Raw genomic sequence first — 23399 nt, 5'->3', positions numbered from 1 at the left:
GGTGGAGCCAAGGAGCAAGCATCTAGGCGAGGCAGCTCGGTCCCGCTGCGCGACGGGCCGCGGAACTAAACCAGAGCGGCCTGTTTCTCCGCAGCGATGCGGTCCAGTTCGGCACGGCTCTTCTTCTCGGCCGCCGATTTCAGCTGTCCGCAGGCGGCCATGATGTCCCGGCCGCGTGGCCGTCGGACCGGGGCGCTGATCCCGGCCTCGAACACGATTTCGGAGAAGCGGCGAACGCGCTCGTCGGAGGAGCATTCATAGGCCGCGCCCGGCCACGGATTGAAAGGGATCAGATTGACCTTGGCGGGAAGCCGGTACTTGCGGATCAGTCGGACCAGCTCGTGCGCATCCTCGTCGCTGTCATTCTTGTCCTTCAGCATCACATATTCGAAGGTGATGCGGCGGGCATTATTGGCGCCGGGATAAGCGGCGCAGGCTTCGAGCAGTTCGTCTATTCCATATTTGCGGTTGAGCGGCACGATCTCGTCTCGCACCTCCTTCGTGACGGCATGGAGCGATACGGCGAGGTTGACGCCGATCTCCTCGCCCGCCCGCGCCATCATCGGCACCACGCCCGAGGTTGAGAGGGTGATGCGCCGGCGCGAAAGGCCCAGGCCGTCGCCGTCCATGACGATCCGCAACGCGTCCCGGACATTGTCGAAATTGTAGAGTGGCTCGCCCATGCCCATCATGACGATGTTCGACAGCATCCGCCCTTCCGGTTGCGACGGCCATTCGCCGAGAGAATCCCGGGCGAGCATCACCTGTCCGACGATCTCGCCGGCGGTGAGGTTGCGGACCAGGCGCATCGTCCCGGTATGGCAGAAGCGGCAGTTCAGCGTGCAGCCGACCTGGCTCGAGACGCACAATGTCCCGCGATCGGCATCGGGGATGAACACCATCTCGAAATCATGCCCGTCGCCGGTGCGCAGCAGCCATTTGCGGGTGCCGTCGGTGGAGACCAGCTCGGTCACCACCTCGGGCCGGCCGATCCGGAAGCGCTCCGCGAACCAGGCGCGCTGCGGCTTGGCGATGTCGCTCATGTCCTGGAAGTCGCGGGCGCCGCGATTGTAGATCTGATGCCACAATTGCTTGGCGCGGAGCTTCGCCTGCCGGTCGTCGAGGCCGGCCTCGGTCAGGAGATCGCGTATCTGCGGACGCGCCAGGCCGAGGAGATCGGGGCGCGGATCGTCCGTCGCGACCTGGGGACGCGGGACGGGAACCGGGTCGATATGACCGGGGATGGGCATGGCGGCTGTCATGAGGCGGTGCATGTAGGCGAAATCGCGCGAATTTCCAGAAGGAGCGCTTGCGGGCAAGTACTGCACCCATTTCGAGGCTCGGCCCGCAGACCCGACGATCCCGTCCGGTCAGCGCCCCGCGCAGGCCAATGCCGCAGCATCCATGGCCGTGGCCGCGCCGCGCAGGCGATACTGGTCGCGAACCAAGAGGCCGCGCACCGATCGCGTCTCGACGATCATCTCGATTCCGGTTCGCATCGCCGTTCTGATCTCGTCATCGGCCCGGCCGTCGGGTGCCCAGGCATCACGGCCGCCGCCGCGAAGCTGAAAGCTGCGGCCGTCGATGCGCAACAGCACCGCGGAACCCGCTCTTTTCTCCCGGCTGAGCCTGACATGGACCTGGCCGCCGGTGCGGCGCCCGGACCAGTGACCGACGGCGACGAACGGCCGCCATTGCTCCGCGCGCGGAGCGCGGTAGGGCTGGGAGATGGCGTAGCAGCGGCCGCCGGCGGCAATGGCGCCCCACATTCCGAAAATGCCGAGAGACTGTTGCTGTGCCGCCGCAGGTGGCGCCAACGCCATGGAGACGAAGGCGAATACCATCATCGCCGCAGCGGTCCGGCGGTGGCTCGTGATGCAGCGCCGCAGCAACAGCAGGACCCGTTTATTCATGGTTAATGAAACATTCCCGACAGCCGCGCGTGGGAGGCACGTCCTTTTGCAGGACCCGAAAACAGGGGGTCCGAAGACAGAATAGGAGTTTTGTTGGTATGCGTAAGTATCTTTTGTCCGCCCTGTTGGCGGGCACCGTCGCCTCCCCCGCCTTTGCTCAGGACAGCGCCCCCTTCTCCGGCCTCCGCGTCGAGGGCATCGTCGGCTACGATACCACCGACGTCGAAGGTGAGAATAGCGATGGCGTCGCCTACGGCGCCCAGGTCGGTTACGACTTCAATGCCGGTGGCGCGGTTCTCGGCGTCGAGGGCGAGGTAACCGATTCCACCGTGGACGAATGCGTCAGCGACGTGGATCGCACCGGCGACGAATTGTGCGTCGGCGCGGGGCGCGATCTGTATGTCGGCGGCCGCGTCGGCGTTCCAGTCAGTCGCCGCGTGCTCGCCTACGGCAAGGCCGGCTACACCAACAGCCGAGTCAACCTCGACTATGAGGATGGCACCACAGGCACGGACCTCGACTTCGAGGAAGGCGAAAATCTCGACGGCGTCCGGGTCGGCGCCGGCCTCGAATTCGCGCTCGGTCCCAACAGCTATGCCAAGACGGAGTATCGCTACTCCAATTACGAGCAGGGGTTCGATCGCCACCAGGTCGTCGCCGGCTTCGGCTTCCGCTTCTAAGGCGAAGCCAAGGGAAGGGCCGAAGCCGCGCGCTTCGGCCCTTTTCTGTTGCGCCCGGCGCACAAGCCACTGGCGGGCGCGGCTGCGGCCGCTATAACCTTCCGACCGAAACGTGCGGGACATCAGGGGTAATCGATGAAGGCGACGATCGAGCGGGCGACGCTTCTCAAGGGACTGGGCCATGTCCACTCGGTGGTCGAGCGCCGCAACACGATTCCGATCCTCTCGAACGTGCTTCTCGAGGCGGAGGAGGATGGCGGGCTGCGGCTCATGGCCACCGATCTCGACCTCCAGATCAACGAGCGGGTAGAGGCCAACGTCCAGGATCCCGGGGCCACGACGGTGCCGGCGCACACCTTGTTCGAGATCGTCCGCAAGCTGCCCGAAGGGTCGCAGGTCGAACTGATCGCCGCCGAGGGTCGGATGCAGGTCAATGCCGGCCGCGCCCGCTTCACTCTGGCCACCTTGCCCAGGGACGATTTCCCGATCATCGCCGAAGGCGAGCTTCCGACGCGGTTCGAGCTCCCGGCGGCGACGCTGCGCCAGATCATCGACAAGACGCGGTTCGCCATCTCCACCGAAGAAACGCGCTATTATCTGAACGGCATCTACGTCCACGTTTCGGACGATGCGCAGCCGGTGCTCAAGGCGGCGGCCACCGACGGGCACCGGCTGGCCCGGGTAACGGTGCCGCGTCCGGAGGGCGCGAATGGCATGCCGGGCGTCATCATCCCGCGCAAATGCGTCGGCGAGCTGCGCAAGCTGCTCGACGAGGTCGACGGCACCGTCCAGCTGTCGCTGTCGGACTCGAAAATCCGTTTCGGCCTCGGCAACGCCGTGCTCACCTCCAAGCTCATCGACGGAACCTTCCCCGACTATAGCCGCGTCATTCCGACGGCGAACGACAAGCTGCTCAAGATCGATGCCCGCAGCTTCGAGGAAGGCGTCGACCGCGTCTCGACGATTGCCAGCGAGCGGACCCGTGCGGTCAAGATGGCGCTCGACCGGGATCGGGTGACGCTCTCCGTCACGTCTCCGGAGAACGGCACTGCGGCGGAGGAAGTGCCGGCGGACTATGCCGCCGACGGATTCGAAATCGGTTTCAATGCCCGCTATCTGCTCGACATCCTTGGACAGATCGAGGGCGACACGGTCGAGGTCCATCTCGCCGACGCCGCCGCCCCGACCCTCCTCAGGGAGAATGACAAGGCACCGGCGCTCTACGTGCTGATGCCCATGCGGGTCTGATCCGCTCCGTCTTGGCGAGGGCGCGGGGCGCGCCTACATTGACTTGAATGGAGGCCGCTGCTAGGCGCGCGGCCTTCCCCGCAGGCCTGTTGAAAGTGGAGCTGCCGAATGGCGCGCGTAACCGTCGAAGATTGCGTCGACAAGATCCCGAACCGTTTCGACCTGGTGCTGCTCGCGGCCCAGCGGGCGCGGCAGATCTCGGGCGGAGCCGAACTCACCATTGATCGTGACCGCGACAAGAATCCGGTCGTCGCCCTGCGCGAGGTCGCCGAAGAGACGGTGATGCCGCGCGACCTGGAGGAATCGCTGGTTAGCAGCCTTCAGCGCGTCCAGGTCGACGAGGACGATGTCGCCGACGAGGTTGGATCGATCAGCGCCTCGGCCGAGGCGCTGCGCCTCACCGCGGCGGCGCCGCAGCGCAACAACAATGCCGGCGGCGACTACGAGGGCTAAGGCCATGCCATGGGGGTGAAATCTCGACCCCCGGCGCGTTTGACCGCGGCGGCAACTGTGTTAAGACCGAATCAGTGGGTCGAATACTCGCGCTGACAGGGAGGGATGATAAGTGATCGTGAGAAGAATGATGGCAGCAGCTGTGGCTGCGTCCATGGCCGTTGCTCCCGCAGCCGCCTATGCGGCGCCCAACGCGGCGCCGGCGCAGGCTGCGAATGTGCGCGCTTCGGCCGGAATGGATGATGCCAGCGAGCTTGCGGGGGCCGGTACCCCGGTCTTCCTCGGCCTGATCCTGGTGATCCTGATCGCGATGGTCGCGGTCTCGGGCGGCGATGGGCCGGACAACACGCCTGTCAGCCCGTAGGCCCGACTGACGGCCAAGGAATGAAGGCGGCGCTCCGGCGCCGCCTTTTTTATGGCGCGGGGGGCACTTCCGACCGGTCGATCCATTCCAGTTCGTTCAGGCCGAGCACGCGCCCGTCGGCGGCGCGCACGCTCATCGGCTGGATCGGCTGGCGGCTGAGGCGGTCGACCAGCACCGGATTGCTCGGCTTGCCCGAGAGCCAGCGCTCACCCCATTGCCGCAGCGACAGCAGCACCGGCAGCAGGTCGCGGCCCTTGTCGGTCAGCCGGTAGGAGACCTTGCGCCGATCCGCCGCGTCGGGAACGCGCTCCAATATTCCGTTCTCGACCAGCCGCACGAGCCGGTTCGACAGGATGTTGCGCGCGATCCCAAGCGTGGTCTGGAATTCCTCGAAATGATGGAGGCCGTTGAAGGCGCCGCGCAGGATGAGAAACGACCACCGTTCGCCCACCGCCTCAAGCGCGGCGGCGATCGAGCATTGCCGCAGCAGCTCCCGATGGCGCTCCAGGTCCAGCATCGGTTCGATCCTACGCGCTATCCATCGAATAAGACATGCCCGCGCAGCATTTCCAGTTGCAAGCAGAAACTCACAAAAATATAGGTTGCGCTACGCAACTAACAGGGGTGTTCAGCGATGGCCTTTTTCCCTCTTTTCGCTCTCGCCTTCGCGACGCCGGTGGCCTCGGGTCCTTATTATAGCGCCGAGCCGGCGACTCCGCCGACGAGGGAGCGGTTCGTCGCCCGCGAGAATATCTGGCGATGCAGCGCCGGGACCTGCGTCTCGCCGCGGTCGGCGAGCCGTCCCGCCATTGTCTGCTCCACCCTGGTCCGGGAGGTCGGCGCGCTGAGGAGCTTCTCGGTCGAGGGCCAGCCCTTCGCGGTCGAAGCGCTGGAAAGCTGCAACCGGCGAGCGCGCTGAGCGCCCCGCTCAGCATTTTGGGTTGCAAGTCAGCCGCCTCGCACCCCATCTTGTGAGCGTGCTGCGCCAATATGAGCTGGTCGAGAAGGTCAAGGGGTACGATCCCGACGCCGACGAGGCGCTGATCAATCGCGCCTATGTCTTCTCGATGAAGGCACACGGTACCCAGAAGAGGGCCTCGGGCGACCCTTATTTCAGCCATCCGATCGAGGTGGCTGGCATCCTCACCGACCTTCGGCTCGACGACGAGACGATCGTCACCGCCATCCTCCACGACACGATCGAGGACACGGTGGCCACCCCCGACGAGATCGAGAAGCTGTTCGGGGGCAGCGTCGCGCGGCTGGTGGACGGCGTCACCAAGCTGTCCAGGATCGAGGCGCAGAGCGAGAGCCAGCGCGCGGCGGAGAATCTGCGCAAGTTCCTGCTTGCCATGTCGACCGACATACGCGTGCTCCTGGTCAAGCTGGCCGACCGGTTGCACAACATGCGCACGCTCCACTTCATCAAGGATGGCGAGAAGCGCCGGCGCATCGCCCGCGAGACGATGGACATCTACGCGCCGCTCGCGGAGCGGATCGGCATGTATGAGTTCATGACCGAGATGCAGACGCTCGCTTTCCGCGAGCTCGAGCCCGACGCCTACGAGTCGATCACGAAGCGAATCGAGCGGCTTCATCGGGGAGGCGGCGGCGACCTGATTCAGCGGATCGGACGCGGGATCAAGGCGCATCTCGAGGCCGATGGGATCGAGGCGGAAGTGCAGGGGCGCGAGAAGCACCCCTATTCGATCTGGCGCAAGATGGCCGAGCGCCACGTCAGCTTCGAGCAGCTGTCCGACGTGATGGCCTTTCGTGCCATCGTCGGCTCGGTCGACGAATGCTACCGGACCTTGGGCCTCATCCATCAGCGCTGGCCGATGGTGCCCGGCCGGTTCAAGGATTTCATCTCGACGCCGAAGCGCAACGGCTATCGTTCGCTGCACACCACGATCATCCACGACGAGCAGATGCGGATCGAGATCCAAATCCGCACCAATGAGATGCACGCCCAGGCCGAGCACGGTCTTGCCGCCCATTGGGCCTATAAGGAGGGCAAGCTCGCCGCCACGACGAAGCACCCGTGGATCAGCGATCTGGTCGAGATACTCGAGCACGCGGCAACCGCGGAGGAGTTGCTCGAACATACCCGGATGGCGATGTACCAGGACCGGATCTTCGCCTTCACCCCAAAGGGCGAACTCATCCAGTTGCCCAAGGGCGCGACGCCGATCGACTTTGCTTACGCTGTCCATACGGATCTGGGCGACCAGACCGTCGGTGCAAAGATCAACGGACGCGTGATGCCGCTCCGGACGCCGCTCGGCAACGGCGACCAGGTCGAGATTCTCGTCTCCAAGGCGCAGCACCCGCAACCTGCCTGGCTGAGCTACGTCGTCACCGGAAAGGCGCGGGCCAAGATACGACGCTGGGTGAAATCCAAGGAGCGCGAGGAGACGATCGCCCTCGGCCGCAAGATTTTCGACGAGATCGTCCAGCGCCTGCCGGCGCCACTCGGCTGGGAGGCGATGACCGAGGCATTGCGTCGCCTCCATCTTCCCGATGACGAAACGTTGATGGAGGAAATCGCGCTGAAGCGGATCGACGACGTCGCGGTCATGGAAGCCCTGATGCCGGGGTCGGCGATGAAGGAGGGCGTGAAGCCGCCCCCGCAGCGTACCGCCATCTCGATCAAGGGCCTGACGCCCGGCGTCGCCTTCCATCTCGCCGACTGCTGCCATCCGATCCCCGGCGACCGCATCGTCGGCTTGCGCCGGGAGGGCGAGGGTATCGAGGTCCACGTCATCGGTTGTGACAATCTGGCAAGCGGGATCGACGCCGACTGGGTCGACCTCGCCTGGGGCGACGAGACCGACGGCGGCACGGCACGCCTGTCGATCATCATCAAGAACCAGCCGGGCTCGCTGGCGGTGATTGCCGGCATTCTCGGCAGCCATGGCGCCAACATCGTCAGCATGGACCAGACCGCCCGCGACGGCAGCTTCCACACCTTCATGCTCGACGTCGAAGTCCACGACCTGCAGCATCTGATGCGGATCCTGGCGGCGCTTCGCGCCACCGACGTCGTCTCGACCGCCGAGCGGCTCTAGCCGCTGGAGGACGCGGTTCGTCCGCCGCCGCGCCGTGAAACGCCGATATGCGGGCTTCGGCGACCATGATAGGGGGCCCGCGATGACCCAGACTCAGACCATGACCTACGGCCATTATCTTGGCCTCGAGACGTTGCTGTCGGCGCAGCACCCGCTCTCCGACCATCATGACGAGATGCTGTTCATCATCATCCACCAGACGAAGGAGCTTTGGCTCAAGCAGATCGTCCACGAGCTGGAGCTGGCGCTGGCGCTGGTGCGCGACGACAAGCTCATCGAGGTGCACAAGAATCTCTCTCGGGTTTCGCGCATCCAGGAGATCATGACGTCGAGCTGGAACATCCTGTCGACGCTGACGCCATCCGACTATCTCACCTTTCGCGGCGTTCTCGAATCATCGAGCGGATTTCAGTCCGCGCAGTTCCGGACCTTCGAATTCCTCCTCGGGCTCAAGCAGGATTCGCATCTGCGCTATCAGGAGGAAGGCTCGGACGCGCACCGGGCGCTGACCGCCGCCCTTGCCCGCCCGAGCCTTTGGGACGAGGCCAATGCCGCTCTCGCACGATCGGGCTTCGCGCTCCCCGGCGAGGTTCTCGACCGCGACTGGACCCAGCCATACCAGCCCAGCGAGGCGGTCGAGGCTTGCTGGGCCCAGGTCTATCGAGACGTCGAGCGCTATTGGCCTTTCTATCAACTTGCCGAGAAGCTGGTCGACATCGACGACGCGCTTGCCGGCTGGCGCCACAAGCATGTGATCACGGTCGAGCGGGTGATCGGCTTCAAGCGGGGTACGGGCGGAACGCCGGGCGTCCCTTACCTCCAGGCGACGCTGACGAAGCGCGCCTTCCCCGAGCTCTGGAGCCTGCGGACCTCGCTTTGAACCGGCAGGGACGATTCGGCTTGGCGACCCGCCCTGCAAGTCGTTAGGGGAACCGCGCGCCTGACAAGGCGAGCTTCATCAGGCCGGGGAAAAGCGTGAAGGACATCAGGATTGTCGTCGTCGGCCTGGGTTATGTCGGGCTGCCACTGGCCGTGGCACTCGCTCGTAAATTCTCCGTCGTCGGCCTCGACGTCAACAAATCCCGCATCGCCGAACTCCGGGAGGGTCATGACCGGACGGGCGAGGTGGAGACCGAGATCCTCTCGCAATCTCCGCTGGATCTGACGGCCGACGCTGACACCTGCCGCGGAGCTGACCTCTATATCGTGACCGTGCCGACGCCGGTGCAGTCGGACAATCGTCCGGATCTGGACGCCATCACCAGCGCGTCGAGGACCGTTGGTACCCTGCTCGACAAGCCGGGCGCCATCGTCGTCTACGAAAGCACCGTCTATCCGGGCGTGACGGAGGAGATTTGCGGCCCCTTGCTGGAGCAGGCCTCCGGCAAGGTCTGCGGTCGCGACTTCTTCCTGGGTTACTCTCCCGAGCGGATCAATCCCGGTGACCGCGAACATACGGTCGATCGCATCGTCAAGGTGGTGGCGGGGCAGAATGCCGACGTGACGGAGACGCTGGCCCGGATCTACGGCGCCGTGACCAGCGCCGGCGTGTTCCGCGCCGCTTCGATCCGCGCCGCGGAAGCGGCCAAGGTGATCGAGAATGCGCAGCGCGACATCAATATCGCGTTCATGAACGAGATCGCCCAGATCTTCGCCAAGCTCGATATCTCGGTGTGGGACGTGCTCGACGCCGCCGGGACGAAATGGAACTTCCTCAACTTCCAGCCCGGGCTTGTCGGGGGCCACTGCATCGGCATCGATCCCTATTATCTGAGCTATCGAGCCCAGCAGCTCGGCCACGATCCTCAGGTCATCCTCGCCGGCCGCTCGATCAATGACGGTATGGGGCGTTGGATCGCCGACAGCCTGCACCGTGAGACCGGCGAGCGAGCGGGCTCGGTTCTCGTGATGGGACTGACGTTCAAGGAGGATGTCCCCGACCTTCGGAACAGCCGGGTGATCGACGTTATTCGGAGGCTCGAGGAGCTGGGCCACCGAATCACGGTGCACGACCCCCGCGCCGACGTCGAAGAGGCACGACACGAATATGGGATTGATCTTGCCGGCGACGCGCTCGACCGCAGCTACGACCTCGTCGTGGCCGCCGTGCCGCACGCCGAATATCGTCAGATGCCGGCCGAGGCGATAGCACGCCTCGCCCTGGACGGCGGCTGCATTGCCGACCTGAAAGGCATGTGGCGCAGCCTCGATTTCGGGGGGCGTATCGGGCGCTGGACTCTCTAAGTCGAAGCTGTCCGCCGCACAGGGCGTGGCGGCCTATGAGCCGTGATACTCGCGATACCAGGCGACGAATCTCGGCACGCCATCGTCGATGCTCGTCGTCGGCTGGAAGCCAAGGTCGCGCTGGATGGCGCTGATGTCGGCATAGGTGTCGCGAACGTCGCCCGGCTGCATGTCCAGCAGCCTCTTCTCGGCCTTGCGACCGCATGCCTGCTCGATCAACCCGATCATGCGGGTCAGCTCCTCGGAGCGGTTGTTGCCGATATTGTAGACCCGGTGCGGCGCCACGCTGCCGCCGGCCTTCTCCTGCCCGTCGTCCGGCGGCGGATTGTCGAGCGCGGCGACGACGCCCGTGACGATGTCGTCGATATAGGTGAAGTCGCGGCGCATATTGCCTTCGCCGAATACGTCGATCGGCTCGCCAGCGAGGATGGCTCGAGTGAATAGCCACATCGCCATGTCCGGCCTCCCCCACGGCCCGTAGACGGTGAAGAAGCGCAACCCCGTCTGCGGAAGGCGATAGAGATGGGCATAGGTTTCGCTCATCAGCTCGTCCGCCTTCTTGGTCGCGGCGTAGAGCGAAAGCGGATGGTCAACCCGGTCCTCGACGCGAAAGGGCAGGGTGTCGTTGCCGCCATAGACCGACGAGGATGAGGCATAGACGAGGTGGGAGGATCGGCGGTGGCGCGCGACCTCAAGCAGGTTGAGGTGCCCGGCCAGATTGGCGCGCACATAGGCTCGCGGATTCTCGAGCGAGTAGCGGACGCCGGCCTGGGCGCCGAGATGCACGATCCGGTCGAAATCCGCGCCCGCCATCGCCCGGTCCAGGGCATCGTCGTCGGCAAAGTCGGCCTCGATGTGTTGAAAGGCGTCGCCGTGCCGCCGCTGGAGCTCGGCCAGTCGGTCGCGCTTGAGCTGGACGCTGTAATAGTCGTTGACGCAGTCCAGGCCGACGACGCTCTCGCCCCTCGCCATCAGGCGGTCGGCGACGTGGAAACCGATGAAGCCGGCGACGCCGGTGACGAGAACGGTCATGCTACCCCAGACAGATGTTGGTCGCCCGCGCGCTTACAGAAGCGGTAGCGGGTCGACAACCGCAAGGTCTGCCTGTAGCTGCCCCAGCGCCGATCCCCATGGACTTTGGCCGTGCGTCTTCCTTACGCTCCGCCGCCGACATGCTGTCCCGAGGAACCATGACCCCCGCCGTGGCCGAACCACCCGCTAGATACACGGTGCCGCGACGTGCCATCTGGGGCCGGCCGACCTTCCAGATGGGTGTCGGGCTGCTGCTCGCCGTCCTGCTGCCCTGGGCGGTGCGCGTCAGCTTCGCGATCGAGGAGCTGGAGTGGCCGGGCCTGCAGAATTCGCTGATCGGCACCACCGTCGCGCTCGCCGTCGGCTATTATGGCTTTCGCAGGCTCTCCCGCTATCCGGGCGTGCGGGCCTATTACAACATCCTGCCGACCTTCGCCGTCACGTACGGCCTGGTCCTCGCCCTCTTCTTCTTCGCACGGCTCGACTATAGCCGCCTCCACTTCTCGGTGAGCTTTCTGCTCTGCCTCCTGTGGTACTACCTGCTCTACTTCAACCTGCGCCGGCAGCGGCTCAGGATCGGCTTCGTCCCGGTCGGCGGAACCGATCGGCTGACCGGTATCGACGAGGTGGTGTGGGTCGATCTGACGAAGGCGGAAACCTCGTCCGGACAGCTTGACATGATCGTCGCCGATCTCCGCGCGGACCTCGACGATCGCTGGGAGCGCTTCCTGGCCGATCGCGCGCTCGACGGCATGCTCGTCATGCATGTCAAGCAGCTCGAGGAATCGCTGACCGGCCGCGTCGCCATTGAGCATCTGTCCGAGAACAATCTCGGCTCGCTCATCCCGGGAATCGTCTACGGCCGCGTGAAGCGCATAGGCGACGTCCTTGCCGCCGTGGTGGCGCTGCCGTTGCTCGCTCCGTTCATGCTGGCCATCGCCGTGGCCATCCGGCTCGATTCCAAGGGACCGATCTTCTTCCGGCAGGAGCGGATCGGCTATCGCGGATCGACCTTCCGGATGATCAAGTTCCGGACGATGCGGGCCGATACCGATCCGACGGCAGACCCCCGTCTGGCGGCGATGACCGATCACGAGGATATGCGCGTGACGCGCGTCGGCCGGTTCCTCCGGCGGCGCCGGCTCGACGAGCTGCCGCAGATCGTCAACGTTCTCAAGGGCGAGATGAGCTGGATCGGCCCGCGTCCCGAAGCGATCCCCCTCTCGCGCTGGTACGAGGCGGAGCTTCCCTTCTACCGCTATCGCCACATCGTCCGTCCGGGAATCACCGGCTGGGCCCAGTTGCGGCAGGGCCATGTCGCGAACGTCGACGAGGTGCTGGAGAAGCTGCACTACGATTTCTACTACATCCGGAATTTCTCCTTCTGGCTGGACCTGCTGATCCTGGCAGGCACGATACGGGTGATCGTCAGCGGCTATGGCGCACGCTGAAGGCCGGCAGTCTGCCGGCGAGGCGAGTTCTGGCGGCTTGCCGCTCGGGCCGGCGCAACCTACGTCCGTGCCGCGGGGGCATGGCCAGCTGAATTCGGGATGAGGGAAGAATGAGCTTCTTCAGAAGATTGTCCCGTCGTTCCACGGCAAGGCAGCGCCCGGCACCCCGGGGCAAGGAAGGCGCGCGGCTCTACGCGATCGGCGACGTCCACGGCTGCCTCGATTTACTCGATTCGCTCCTCGCCAAGATCGAGGCGGACGCGGCATCGCGCGAAGTCCGAAAGACCTATATCGTCTTCCTCGGCGATCTGATCGATCGCGGCCCCGCTTCGGCCGGCGTGCTCGACCGGCTCAGAACCTATCGGCCGGAAGGCGCGACGCCGATCTTTCTCGCCGGCAATCACGAGGAGATCTTCCAGCGGATCGTCGGCGGCGAGTCCGATATCCTCGCGGATTGGCTGAAGTTCGGTGGATCGGAATGCCTCGAAAGCTATGGCCTCGATCCGGCCGAGCTGGGCCGGATCGCCCCCGGCGAGGCGGTGGAGCGCATCAGGAGCAAGGTGCCGCAGGAGCATGTCGACTTCATCGACGGCTTCGCGGACACATTCCGGTTCGGCGACTATCTGCTGGTCCATGCCGGGATTCGGCCGGGTCTCGAGTTGCACGAACAGGAGCAATTCGACCTTCGCTGGATCCGGGAACCCTTCCTCAGCTTCGAGGATGAACACGGACTGGTCGTCGTCCATGGCCACACCATCGTCGACCAGGTGGACGAGCGGCCGAACCGCATCGGGCTCGACACCGGCGCCTATCGGACCGGCGTTCTGACGGCCCTGGTGATCGAGGACGATGCCCGCTGGTATCTCTCCACCACCGGCGCGGGCGCGCCCGGATGGGCGAAGGAGAGCACCGGCTCATGAGTCGGCGATCGTCCGGCCGGCGCCGGCGGAGCAGGTCCGGGAAATCCGCGTCGGCCGAGGCGGCTGCTGCGGCAGCCCTGCCCTGGACGACTGTCTGGCCGCGGCTGATCGCGGCGGGGCTGGCGGCCCTCGGTCTCGTCTTCCTGATCTACCGTTACTCGGTCGCGAACGCGCTGCTGGAGCTCGGGCCCGAAATGGCTGCGACGGTCGCGCCGGGCCACCCCGAGGTCCAGCTCGAGCGGGCCTATGACGAGCTTCGATTCGCCGGGGATCCGACCGCGGCGACCGAAGAGGCGACGATGCAGGCCTTCGGCCGGGCACCGCTCTCGGAGGTGCCGCTGCTGATCGGTGCGCGCCGCGCCGATGCGCTCGGCGATGGCCGACGCGCGGACCGACTGGTGTCCATGGCGGCGCGGCGAAATCCGCGGTCCCGTTACGTCCTCCTCCTCGCGCTGGACAAGCATATCCGCAACGGGCGTGTCACCGAGGCGGCGGTGACCATGGGCGTCCTGACCCGCGTGTTCAGCGATATCGGGCCCTTCCTGGTCAGCGAGCTCGCCCGCATGGCGGTCGATCCGGCCGCCCGGCCCGCCGTTCGGCACGTCATGGCGTCCGATCCGGGCATCCGTTCCGCCCTGCTCGAGCAGCTCGCGCGCGACGGCAGCGATCCCGCCATGATCGTCGAGCTGGCGGGGGCCGAGCCGCGCCCGGCGCCCGGCCAGGTTGCGCCTCGCTGGCAGCGATTGCTGCTCGACAATCTGGTGGATCGCGGCCGGACCGAAGATGCTTTCCGGATCTGGCGGCAGATCGTCCGTCCCGATGCGGTGGCGCTCGCAGGCGGAGTCTACGATCCCGGCTTCGAAGACCGTCCCGGACCGCCGCCCTTCAACTGGAGCTTCGTCTCGGGCTCTCATGGCTATGCCGAGCCCGCCGGACAGTCGGGCGAGCTGCAGGCGCTCTATTATGGCCGCGACAATGTCGAATTGGCGACGCAGCTGATCCGGCTGGAGCCGGGCCGCTATCGGATCAGCTTCGCGGCCGACGGTGAAGCGGACGGGGAGCATGGCCTTCTGACCTGGACTCTCGCTTGTCATCGAGCTGGGACGAGGCTCGTGACGGTACCGATCGTCGGCGTGGATTTCGCCAGCAAGCCATTCTCCGAATCCTTCACGGTGCCTGCGGAAGGATGTGCCAATCAATGGCTGCGGCTGGTTGGCCAGGCGGCGGAGTTTCCGGAGGATCAGCGAGTGACGATCAGCGGATTGCGGATCGAAAGGGACGGGGGCCGATGAGGGACCGCGTCCTTTCCGCCGTCCTGGCCTTCTACGTCTTCCTGTGCCTGCTTCTCGGCGGCGCCAGCGCTGCCGGGCTGTGGGCGAACCTGCTCCTGCAGCTGCTGGCAGTTCCACTCCTTTGCCTGTCGATCGCGGTCCGCACCGGGGCCGGCCTTTCCCCGCCCGCGCGCAGCCTGATCCTCCTGCTGATCCTGGGCGGCGGGCTGGTAGCGGTGCAGCTCATCCCTCTTCCGCCGGCGATATGGACCGCCCTGCCCGGCCGCGAGCCGGTTCAACAGGCCTTCCTCCTCCTCGATCGACCACTGCCCTGGCTGCCGCTTTCGCTGGCGCCCTATTCGACGGCGGCGTCGGCGCTTTGGCTCCTTCCCGCTTCTGCCGTCCTGCTCGCCATGCTGAGATTCCAGGTCCGGGAAAGCTGGATCGGCTGGTCCATCGTGCTGGCGATGGGCCTATCCGTGCTCGTGGGAGCGCTCCAGATCTCCGGCGGCCCCGAATCTTCCTGGTACTTCTATGAGATCACCAATTACGGCGTGACCGTCGGCTTCTTCTCGAACGCCAATCACATGGCGACCCTGCTGGTCGTCGCCGTCCCCTTCATCGGCGCCCTGCTGATGTCGGCCTTGCCCAAAGGCGGGCGCTCTTCGCGGTCGTCCGCCTTGCTGCTCGTCGGCGGCGGGCTGCTGCTGCTGGTCGTCATCGGGATCGTCATCAACGGATCGCTGGCCGGTATCGGGCTGATGATTCCTGCCGTGGGCGCGACGGCCCTGCTGGCGATGCGCCGGCGCAAGGTGCCAGCCTGGGCGGTGGGCGCCATCGCCCTATTGGCCGTTGCTTCCGTCACCGCTGTCTTCTCCGGCCGCTTCGACAACAATCTCATCAGCGAGGAAGCTCAGGGCGACGTCGTCTCGCGCTACACCACCTTCACCACCAGCTTCGAAGCGGCGAAGGACCATTTTCCCTTCGGTTCGGGGATCGGCACTTTCCCGCAAATCTACCGCATGTACGAGGATCCGGATCGGGTCACGACGACCTATATAAACCACGTCCACAGCGACTGGATCGAGGTCCTGCTCGAAACCGGCCTGTTCGGCGGCATCCTGCTGATCCTGTTCCTTCTGTGGTGGACACGACGCGCAACCGCCATTTGGAGGGCGGCGGAACCGGACTATTTCGGCCGGGCCGCGACGATCGCTTCCGCGGTGATCATGGCGCACAGCCTGGTCGATTATCCGCTGAGGACCGTCGCCATCAGCGCGATCTTCGCGGCGTGCTGCGCGATGATGAGCCGGGTGCGTATCCGGGCCGATCAGGGCGGCAAGCGCTGGCCTCCCAAGCGGCCGACGCTCCACCTGACGGCCGACTGAAGCCTTTCGCACACCGAACCGGATCCTCGACCGAGGATAGGGGGTGTCGGATGCGACAGCCGCGGTAACCTTCCGGGTCGCTAGGTAATGCCGGGCGAGCCGAGCCGGGCCCTACCGGCTCGGCCTGTGCGTCAGCGCATCGTCCAGCGCCTGCAGATAGGCCTCTATCACCGTCTCCTCGCCATAATCGCGTTCGACCCGGCGGCGGCCCGCTTCACCCATCTGGGCGCGGCGCTCGGACGAGGTCCGGATCATGGCCAGCATCGCCTCCGCAAGCGCGCGGGGATCGCGCACTGCGCACAACAGGCCGTTCGCCTCATGCTCCACGGCTTGGCGGCAGCCGGGGACATCGGTCGCGATCAGCGGCTTTGCCATGGCCGCCCCCTCGAGCAACGATCGCGGCAAGCCTTCGCGATAGGAGGGCAGGACGATGCAGTCGGCGGCGGCGAAATAGGGGCGCACGTCGTCCGTGTGTCCGAGATATTCCACCAGCCCCTCGTCTTCCCACGAATCGACGTCGCGCCTGCCGACGGCGGACACGTTCGCCACATCAAGGAAGCCGAGCAGCTGGAAGCGGGTCTCGGGCGCCTCGCGGCGGACGAGGCGTGCCGCCTCGACATATTCTCGGACGCCCTTCTGCCACAGGAGCCGGCCCGGAAGCAGGAAGGTGAAAAGCTCGGCGGCGGCGCGCTCTGCTACGGTAGGGGCGAAGCGCGCGAGATCGATGCCAGAGCCGGGCAACAGGCGGGCCCGCGCCTCCGGAACCAGTTTCCTGGCAATGAACAGGTCGCGATCCTCCGGATTCTGGAAGAAGACCGTCGCCGACCGGCGCAGGGCGAGACGATAGAGGAGCGGCAGGACCAGGCTCGCCGGTCCCCGATCGATGAAGGCGGTGCCCAGCCCGGATATGTTGTTGATCACCGGAATGCCGAGCGCCTGGGCGGCGAGGGAGCCGTAGACGTTCGGCTTTGCGGTATAGCCCAGATAGGCGGCCGGGCTGATCCGCTTCAGGAGCCGGCGATATCGTGCGAGCAGACGCAGGTCCGCCAGCGGGGACAATCCGGCGCTGTCGATCGCGACCGGGACATGCTCGACGTCGATTTCCGCCAGGCGATCGGCATAGCTGTCCGCCGGCGTCAGCGCGACCACGTGCCAGCCCGCTTCCCGCAGGGCCGACACCAGCCCGCGCCGGAAGTTGAGCACGTTCCAGGACGCGTTGATCGAAAGGGCGAGTGTTCCGCGCACGTCGCCTGGCTCAGCATCGGGCAGGGGCGCTGGCAAGGGCTTTCGCTTTCCTGCCGCTGGACTGGCAGCGTACCGATTCTATGCTAGGCGCCGAGGCCTGGGCCGGCGACAGGCGCTTCGTCCGAACCATATTCCGGGATAAGAGAGCGGGTGGCGATCAGCGAGACAGGTTCCGGCGGCGCCGCACGCAACTTCGCCCTGATCGGTGCCGCAGGCTATATCGCCCCGCGACACATGCAGGCCATCGCCGCGACCGGAAACCGATTGGTGGCGGCGCTCGACCCGAGCGACAGCGTCGGGGTCATCGACAGCTACTTTCCGGACAGTGCCTTCTTCACCGAGTTCGAGCGCTTCGACCGTCATGTCGACAAGCTGCGTCGCTCCGGAAGCGGCGAGCGGGTAGACTTTGTCTCGATCTGCTCGCCCAATTACCTTCACGATTCCCACATCCGCTTCGCGCTACGCTCCGATGCCGATGCGATCTGCGAGAAGCCTCTCGTCCTCAATCCGTGGAACATAGACGGCCTCGTCGAAGCCGCAGCCGGTTCGGGCCGCAAGGTGAGCACGATCCTCCAGCTCCGGCTCCATCCCGCCATCCTGTCCCTGCGCGAGCGGGTGCGAACGGCCGAGGCCGCGGCCGCGAAGCATGAGGTGGACCTCACCTACGTGACCTCGCGCGGCCGCTGGTATCTCTATTCATGGAAGGGCGACGAGAAGAAGTCGGGCGGGATCGCGACCAATATCGGTGTCCACTTCTTCGACATGCTGCATTTCGTTTTCGGCGATCTCCAGCAGAACCGGGTCCACCTCTCCGAGCCGACCCGCGCGAGCGGCTATCTCGAATATGAGCGGGCGCGCGTCCGCTGGTTCCTGTCCGTCGACGCGGACGATCTGCCCCCGGACGCCCTGGCGGCCGGCAAGCGGACCTTCCGCTCGATCACCGTCGACGGCGAGGAAATCGAGTTCTCCGGCGGCTTCGCCGATCTTCACACGCGCAGTTACGAAGCAATCCTCGCAGGGAAGGGCTTCGGGCTCGAGGCGAGCCGCTGCGCGATCGAGACGGTGGCGGCGATCCGGACGGCACCGCCGATCGGCCGTGCGGGAGACCTTCACCCGCTGGCGGCGCAGGACGGCCGCTGATGGGCTATTTCCGGCATGAAAGCGCCATCGTCGACGGCGGGGCCGAGATCGGCGAGGGCTCCAAGGTCTGGCACTTCGTCCATGTCTGCGCCGGCGCCCGCATCGGCCGGGAAGTGACGCTCGGCCAGAACGTGTTCGTCGCCGGCGGCGCCCGCATCGGCGACGGATGCAGGATCCAGAACAATGTGTCGATCTACGATGGCGTCGTCCTGGAGGACGGCGTTTTCTGCGGGCCGAGCGCGGTCTTCACCAATGTCGTCAATCCGCGCGCCGGCGTGGACCGCCGAAGCGCCTATCGCGAGACGAGGGTGCGCTCGGGCGCCACCCTCGGCGCCAATTGCACGATCGTGTGCGGCGTGACGATCGGCGCCCATGCCTTCATCGGCGCGGGCGCGGTCGTCATCCGGGACGTGCCGGACCATGCGCTCGTCGTCGGCAACCCGGCCCGCCACATCGGCTGGATGAGCCGCCACGGTGAGCGCCTGGAGCTGCCGCTTTCGGGAGAAGGCGAGGCGACCTGTCCGGCGACCGACGAGAGGTACAGGCTGAGCGGAGGCGAGGTCAGGTGCCTGGCGAACTGATCCCCTTCATCGATCTGAAGCGCCAATATGCGGCCCTGAAGGACGAGATCGACGCCGGTATCGCACGGGTGCTCGACCATGGCCGCTACATCCTCGGACCCGAGGTCGCCGAGATGGAAGGCGCGCTGGCGGAATATGCCGGGGTGCGCCACTGCGTTTCGGTCGGGAGCGGGACCGACGCCCTGCTGATCGGCCTGATGGCCTTGGACATCGGCCCCGGCGACGAGGTCATCCTGCCTGCCTTCACCTTCGCCGCGACCGCCGAAGTTGTTATCCTGGCCGGCGCCACGCCGGTGCTGGCGGACATCGAGCCCGACACCTGCAATGTGGATGCGGAGCAGGTCGAGGCGCTGATCGGCGAGCGGACCCGCGCCATCATGCCGGTTTCCCTATACGGGCAGACGGCGGACATGGCGCGGCTCAGCGGAATCGCCGCCCGTCGCGGTCTCGCCGTGATCGAGGACGCCGCCCAGAGCTTCGGCGCGCTGTACGGCAATCGCCGCAGCTGCGGCCTTTCGACGATCGGTTGCACCAGCTTCTTTCCGTCGAAGCCGCTCGGCTGCTACGGCGACGGCGGCGCCCTGTTCACCGACGACGACGGGCTGGCCCAGGCCTTTCGCGAGATCCGCGTCCATGGCCAGTCGGCCCGTTATCACCATACGCGCATCGGCCTCGGCGGACGGATGGACACGCTGCAGTGCGCCGTCATTCTCGCCAAGCTGAAGCGCTTCGAATGGGAGATCGAGCGTCGCCTCGAAATCGGTTCGCGCTACAACCGGCTGTTCGACGAGGTCGGCATCGAGCGGGTGCGGCAGCGGGACGGACGGACGAGCGTCTTCGCGCAATATACGATCCTGGTCGACGACCGGGATTCGGTTCGCCGCAGGCTTGAAGCGGCCGGTATCCCGACGGCGGTCCATTATCCGGCGCCGCTGAACGAGCAGCCCGCCTATCGCGACCGCTGCCTTGCGGGCGCGCTCCCGCACAGCCGCCGGGCCGCCGAACGCGTCCTGAGCCTGCCGATGCATCCCGATCTGGATGAGGCGCAGCAGGATCGGATCGTGGCCGCGGTGGCGCAGGCGGCCGCTGGCAACTGAGGCCGGCTCTGCCGGGATCGAGGCTGGACGATCCGGAGTGCGCTCCCTAATGCCGTCCTGCGCCTCGTCGCCGGCCTGTTTGGGCCGGCCGGGAGCTGTGCGAGAACCCTCTCCCGAACCGAAGGATCGAAATGCGGATTGAAGGCAGCAAGCTGGTGCTCATCGGCGGCGCCGGCCTGATTGGGTCGCACACGGCCGACCGCCTGCTGCGGGAGGATGTCGGCGAGATCCTGATCTATGACAATTTCGTTCGGGGCCGGGCCGAGAATCTGGAGCAGGCGCTCAAGGATCCCCGCGTGCGGATCTTCGACATTGGCGGCGACATCCTGCAGACGGACATTCTCGAGGCGGCGCTGGATGGCGCCGACGGCGTCTTCCACTTCGCCGCCTTGTGGTTGCTCCAGTGCCATGAATTTCCCCGCAGCGCCTTCGACGTCAACGTGGCGGGCACGTTCAACGTGATGGAAGCGTGCGTGAAGAAGGGCGTGAAGCGGCTGGTCTATTCCTCGTCGGCATCCGTCTACGGCGACGCCGTGACCGAGCCGATGACCGAGGATCATCCGTTCAACAACCAGAATTTCTACGGCGCCACCAAGATCTGCGGCGAGGCGATGCTGAGGGCATTTCACCATCGCTACGGCCTGGATTATGTCGGCTTGCGCTACATGAACGTCTATGGGCCGCGGCAGGATTATCGGGGCGCCTATATTGCCGTGATCATGAAGATGCTGGACGCGATCGACCGAGGCGAGAGCCCCACCATCCTGGGCGACGGCTCGGAAGCGTTCGACTTCGTCGCTGTCGAGGATTGCGCCCTCGCCAATGTCCGAGCGATGCAGGCCGAAACGACCGACCGCTATTACAATGTCGGCACCGGCCGGAGAACCTCGCTCCGGGAACTGGCCGAGCTGCTGGTCGACCTCACCGGCTCCGATCGCCCGATAAGCTACGCCTCGCGCAGCACCGCCACGCTGGTACGCAACCGTATCGGCGATCCGGAGCGTGCAGCCGAGGAGATCGGTTTCACCGCCGAAATCGGGCTTCGCGAAGGCCTCGAGCGGCTGATCGCCTGGCGCCGGGCGCACCAGGACGAAGTCGAGGCACGCCGCCGACGCATGGGCGCCCAGGCATGAGCGAGCGGCCAATGATCCACATCGCCCTTCCCGACACTGGGGATGAGGAGTGGCAGGCCTGCCGCGAGCCGCTCTTGTCGGGCTGGCTGACGCAGGGCCCCCAGGTGGCGGCCTTCGAGAAGGCCTTCGCCGAGCGCCACCGGGTCGGGCATGCGCTGGCGACGACCAGCTGCACGACCGGATTGCACCTCATCCTCGCGGGGATGGGAATCGGCCCGGGAGACGAGGTGATCGTGCCCGCCTTCACCTGGGTGGCGACCGCCAACGTCGTTCTCTATTGCGGGGCGACCCCGGTTTTCGCCGATGTCGATCCCGAGACCTACAATGTGGATCCGGCCGATCTGGCGCGACGGGTGACGGAACGTACCAAGGCGATCATTCCGGTCCACATGTTCGGCCTGTGCGCCGACGTGCCGGCGATCCGCGCCGCCGTCCCGCCCGGGGTCAGGATCATCGAGGACGCGGCTTGTGCCGCCGGAGCCTCAATTCGCGGCATCCCGGCCGGCGGGCTCGGTGACGCCGCCGCCTTCTCCTTCCATCCGCGCAAGTCGATCACCACCGGCGAGGGCGGGATGGTGACCACCAACGACCCCGAACTCACCGAAACCATGGCCATGCTGCGCAATCATGGCGCCTCGGTCTCAGAGGAACAGCGCCACGCCGGTCCGCGCCCTTATCTGCTGCCCGACTTCAATCTTTTAGGCTTCAACTATCGCATGACCGACCTGCAGGGCGCGGTCGGACGGGTCCAGCTCGGCAAGCTCGACCGCTACATTGCCGAGCGCCGGCGCCGTGCCGAATATTATCGCGATCGCCTGCAGCGGCTCGGATGGCTGCGCATGCCGCCATTCGGGGAAAGCGAGCATGCGTGGCAAGCCTTCGTCACCTATGTCGACCCGGAGACGGCGCCGATGCCGCGCAACGCGCTGATGGAGCACCTGCAAGCGGCAGGCATCTCGACGCGGCCCGGCACGCACGCCGTGCACATGCTCGGGCTGTATCGCGACCGGTTCGGCCTTTCCGCGGATGATTTTCCCGGAGCGCGGGACTGCGACGCCAACACGATGGCGATCCCACTCCACAACCGCATGAGCGCCGAGGATTACGACCATGTCGTCCGCACCCTCTGCGCCCTCTGAGCCGGATGCTTCGGACATGCGGATGCCTCCCGACTGGCTATGGGATTATCTCGGCGCCGACGGCCGGACAAGCGACTCGCTCTCGATCGGCGGCGAGCGCTTCGTCATGCGCGCTGGCATACCGCGCAGCCCGGCCCTGCTCTCGCAGGCCCAGGCCCAGACGGAGGCCGCGTTCGGGTTCAAATGGAAGAAGAGGGAGACATTCGAATCGCCGGCCTCGCTCGCCCGGATGCGCGCCTGGCTGATCGAGCGCTATGGCGACGTCGTTCGCGCCAGCTGGTTCGCGGACCATGGGCCGCGCCCGCTTCTCGTCGACGCCGGCTGCGGCGCCGGCATGTCGGCGCTCGAGCTGTTCGCGGAGGCGCTCCCGCAGATCCGTTATCTCGGCATCGACGTGTCGGAGGCTGTCGACGTCGCCGCCGACCGCTTCGCCGAGCGCGGGATCGAAGCGGCCTTCATCCAGGCGGACATCAGCCGGCTCCCGCTGGCGGAGGGGTCGGCCGACCTCATCTTCTCGGAAGGGGTGCTGCACCACACCAATTCCACCCAAGGCGCTCTCGCGGCGCTCGCCCGCCTGCTCAAGCCGGGCGGCCGCTTCCTCTTCTACGTCTATCGCCGCAAGGGGCCGGTCCGAGAGTTCACCGACGACCATATCCGCGAGAAGCTGCAAGCGATGACTCCCCAGCAGGCGTGGGAGGCGCTGGAGCCGCTGACCCGGCTCGGAATCGCGCTTGGCGAGCTCGGCGCCGAGATCGACATTCCCCAACCGATCGAACTGCTCGGAATTCCCGCCGGGCGGATCGACGTCCAGCGGCTCTTCTACTGGCACGTCGCCAAGATGTTCTACCGCCCCGACCTTGATTTCGAGGAGATGAACCACATCAATTACGACTGGTACGCGCCGGCCAATGCCGCCCGTCAGACGCCGGAGGAGGTGCGCGCCTGGTGCGCCGAAGCCGGCCTGTCGATCGAGCGCGAGGTGGTCGAGGACGCAGGCATCACCGTGATCGCGCGCAAGCGAGGCGGCTGAAG

23 protein-coding genes are annotated in these 23399 nt (G+C 66.1%); 18 read left to right on the top strand and 5 right to left on the bottom strand.

Annotated features, from left to right (window positions below; genetic code table 11):
• Window positions 1-65: 65 nt before the first annotated feature.
• Together rlmN and DDE10_RS11405 are read right to left on the bottom strand one after the other, a co-directional pair.
• On the bottom strand, window positions 66-1250 hold the full coding sequence (gene rlmN / locus DDE10_RS11410) for a dual-specificity RNA methyltransferase RlmN (protein WP_114953015.1): 1185 nt from the start codon (window positions 1248-1250) through the stop codon (window positions 66-68).
• A gap of 120 nt (window positions 1251-1370) precedes the next feature.
• Window positions 1371-1913 (bottom strand): hypothetical protein, encoded by a 543-nt coding sequence (locus DDE10_RS11405; RefSeq protein ID WP_284734603.1) that lies wholly within the window; start codon window positions 1911-1913, stop codon window positions 1371-1373.
• Window positions 1914-2011: 98 nt separating this feature from the next.
• On the opposite strand from DDE10_RS11405, the gene DDE10_RS11400 reads away from it, so the two are divergent.
• The 4 genes from DDE10_RS11400 (at window position 2012) to DDE10_RS11385 (ending at window position 4658) form a co-directional block, all read left to right on the top strand.
• Window positions 2012-2593, top strand: a complete 582-nt coding sequence (locus tag DDE10_RS11400) for an outer membrane beta-barrel protein (protein WP_114952893.1) — start codon at window positions 2012-2014, stop codon at window positions 2591-2593.
• A gap of 135 nt (window positions 2594-2728) precedes the next feature.
• The gene (gene dnaN, locus DDE10_RS11395) at window positions 2729-3841 is read left to right on the top strand and encodes a DNA polymerase III subunit beta (protein WP_114952892.1); all 1113 of its coding nucleotides are present in this window, start codon (window positions 2729-2731) and stop codon (window positions 3839-3841) included.
• A gap of 108 nt (window positions 3842-3949) precedes the next feature.
• The gene (gene rpoZ / locus DDE10_RS11390) at window positions 3950-4294 is read left to right on the top strand and encodes a DNA-directed RNA polymerase subunit omega (protein ID WP_114952891.1); all 345 of its coding nucleotides are present in this window, start codon (window positions 3950-3952) and stop codon (window positions 4292-4294) included.
• Window positions 4295-4448: 154 nt separating this feature from the next.
• Window positions 4449-4658: a hypothetical protein gene (locus DDE10_RS11385; RefSeq protein ID WP_114952890.1), complete on the top strand. Its 210-nt coding sequence runs from the start codon at window positions 4449-4451 to the stop codon at window positions 4656-4658.
• Window positions 4659-4707: 49 nt separating this feature from the next.
• Here DDE10_RS11385 and DDE10_RS11380 read toward each other — a convergent pair whose 3' ends face one another.
• Entirely contained in the window at window positions 4708-5175 is a 468-nt protein-coding gene (locus tag DDE10_RS11380; protein WP_284734602.1) for a winged helix-turn-helix transcriptional regulator, read from the bottom strand.
• Between the two features lie 117 nt (window positions 5176-5292).
• On the opposite strand from DDE10_RS11380, the gene DDE10_RS11375 reads away from it, so the two are divergent.
• From DDE10_RS11375 to DDE10_RS11360, 4 genes are all read left to right on the top strand, one after another.
• Entirely contained in the window at window positions 5293-5577 is a 285-nt protein-coding gene (locus DDE10_RS11375; RefSeq protein ID WP_114952889.1) for a CC_3452 family protein, read from the top strand.
• A 58-nt stretch (window positions 5578-5635) separates the two neighbouring features.
• Window positions 5636-7726, top strand: a complete 2091-nt coding sequence (locus DDE10_RS11370; protein WP_114953012.1) for a RelA/SpoT family protein — start codon at window positions 5636-5638, stop codon at window positions 7724-7726.
• 82 nt (window positions 7727-7808) lie between these two features.
• On the top strand, window positions 7809-8606 hold the full coding sequence (locus tag DDE10_RS11365; protein WP_114952888.1) for a tryptophan 2,3-dioxygenase: 798 nt from the start codon (window positions 7809-7811) through the stop codon (window positions 8604-8606).
• Window positions 8607-8701: 95 nt separating this feature from the next.
• A complete protein-coding gene (locus DDE10_RS11360; RefSeq protein ID WP_284734601.1) occupies window positions 8702-9970 on the top strand; it encodes a nucleotide sugar dehydrogenase in 1269 nt (422 codons plus the stop codon).
• Window positions 9971-10003: 33 nt separating this feature from the next.
• Here the strand turns inward: DDE10_RS11360 and DDE10_RS11355 are convergent, their stop codons facing one another.
• Entirely contained in the window at window positions 10004-11002 is a 999-nt protein-coding gene (locus tag DDE10_RS11355; RefSeq protein WP_114952886.1) for an SDR family NAD(P)-dependent oxidoreductase, read from the bottom strand.
• A gap of 158 nt (window positions 11003-11160) precedes the next feature.
• Here DDE10_RS11355 and DDE10_RS11350 point away from each other — a divergent pair, with 158 nt between their 5' ends.
• The 4 genes from DDE10_RS11350 (at window position 11161) to DDE10_RS11335 (ending at window position 16032) form a co-directional block, all read left to right on the top strand.
• Window positions 11161-12453, top strand: coding sequence for a sugar transferase (locus tag DDE10_RS11350; protein WP_114952885.1), 1293 nt, complete (start codon window positions 11161-11163; stop codon window positions 12451-12453).
• Window positions 12454-12563: 110 nt separating this feature from the next.
• Complete coding sequence (locus tag DDE10_RS11345) at window positions 12564-13373, top strand: metallophosphoesterase family protein (RefSeq protein ID WP_114952884.1); 810 nt, start codon at window positions 12564-12566, stop codon at window positions 13371-13373.
• Window positions 13370-14665 carry a hypothetical protein gene (locus DDE10_RS11340; RefSeq protein WP_114952883.1) on the top strand — a complete coding sequence of 432 codons (1296 nt, stop codon included), beginning with the start codon at window positions 13370-13372 and terminating at the stop codon, window positions 14663-14665. Before DDE10_RS11345 ends, DDE10_RS11340 begins: the two co-directional genes overlap by 4 nt.
• Window positions 14662-16032, top strand: a complete 1371-nt coding sequence (locus tag DDE10_RS11335) for an O-antigen ligase family protein (protein WP_162806567.1) — start codon at window positions 14662-14664, stop codon at window positions 16030-16032. The genes DDE10_RS11340 and DDE10_RS11335 overlap by 4 nt, the downstream gene beginning before the upstream one ends.
• A 111-nt stretch (window positions 16033-16143) precedes the next feature.
• On the opposite strand, the gene DDE10_RS11330 is transcribed toward DDE10_RS11335, so the two are convergent.
• The gene (locus DDE10_RS11330) at window positions 16144-17277 is read right to left on the bottom strand and encodes a glycosyltransferase family 4 protein (protein WP_114952881.1); all 1134 of its coding nucleotides are present in this window, start codon (window positions 17275-17277) and stop codon (window positions 16144-16146) included.
• Window positions 17278-17427: 150 nt separating this feature from the next.
• Here DDE10_RS11330 and DDE10_RS11325 point away from each other — a divergent pair, with 150 nt between their 5' ends.
• The 6 genes from DDE10_RS11325 to DDE10_RS11300 all read left to right on the top strand — a co-directional run bounded on the left by DDE10_RS11325 (window position 17428) and on the right by DDE10_RS11300 (window position 23397).
• Complete coding sequence (locus tag DDE10_RS11325; protein WP_284734600.1) at window positions 17428-18417, top strand: Gfo/Idh/MocA family oxidoreductase; 990 nt, start codon at window positions 17428-17430, stop codon at window positions 18415-18417.
• On the top strand, window positions 18417-18998 hold the full coding sequence (locus DDE10_RS11320) for an acyltransferase (protein ID WP_114952880.1): 582 nt from the start codon (window positions 18417-18419) through the stop codon (window positions 18996-18998). The genes DDE10_RS11325 and DDE10_RS11320 overlap by 1 nt, the downstream gene beginning before the upstream one ends.
• The gene (locus DDE10_RS11315; RefSeq protein WP_284734599.1) at window positions 18983-20095 is read left to right on the top strand and encodes a DegT/DnrJ/EryC1/StrS family aminotransferase; all 1113 of its coding nucleotides are present in this window, start codon (window positions 18983-18985) and stop codon (window positions 20093-20095) included. Before DDE10_RS11320 ends, DDE10_RS11315 begins: the two co-directional genes overlap by 16 nt.
• A gap of 131 nt (window positions 20096-20226) precedes the next feature.
• On the top strand, window positions 20227-21228 hold the full coding sequence (locus tag DDE10_RS11310; protein WP_114952879.1) for an NAD-dependent epimerase/dehydratase family protein: 1002 nt from the start codon (window positions 20227-20229) through the stop codon (window positions 21226-21228).
• On the top strand, window positions 21225-22367 hold the full coding sequence (locus DDE10_RS11305; protein WP_114952878.1) for a DegT/DnrJ/EryC1/StrS family aminotransferase: 1143 nt from the start codon (window positions 21225-21227) through the stop codon (window positions 22365-22367). The genes DDE10_RS11310 and DDE10_RS11305 overlap by 4 nt, the downstream gene beginning before the upstream one ends.
• A 16-nt stretch (window positions 22368-22383) precedes the next feature.
• Complete coding sequence (locus tag DDE10_RS11300; protein WP_284734598.1) at window positions 22384-23397, top strand: class I SAM-dependent methyltransferase; 1014 nt, start codon at window positions 22384-22386, stop codon at window positions 23395-23397.
• Window positions 23398-23399: the final 2 nt, after the last annotated feature.

Origin of the sequence: Sphingosinicella terrae, from assembly GCF_003347635.1 — a bacterium.
GTDB lineage: Bacteria > Pseudomonadota > Alphaproteobacteria > Sphingomonadales > Sphingomonadaceae > Allosphingosinicella > Allosphingosinicella terrae.
Note: the sequence above shows the minus strand (reverse complement) of the source record. Positions and strands in the feature narration are given on the sequence as shown.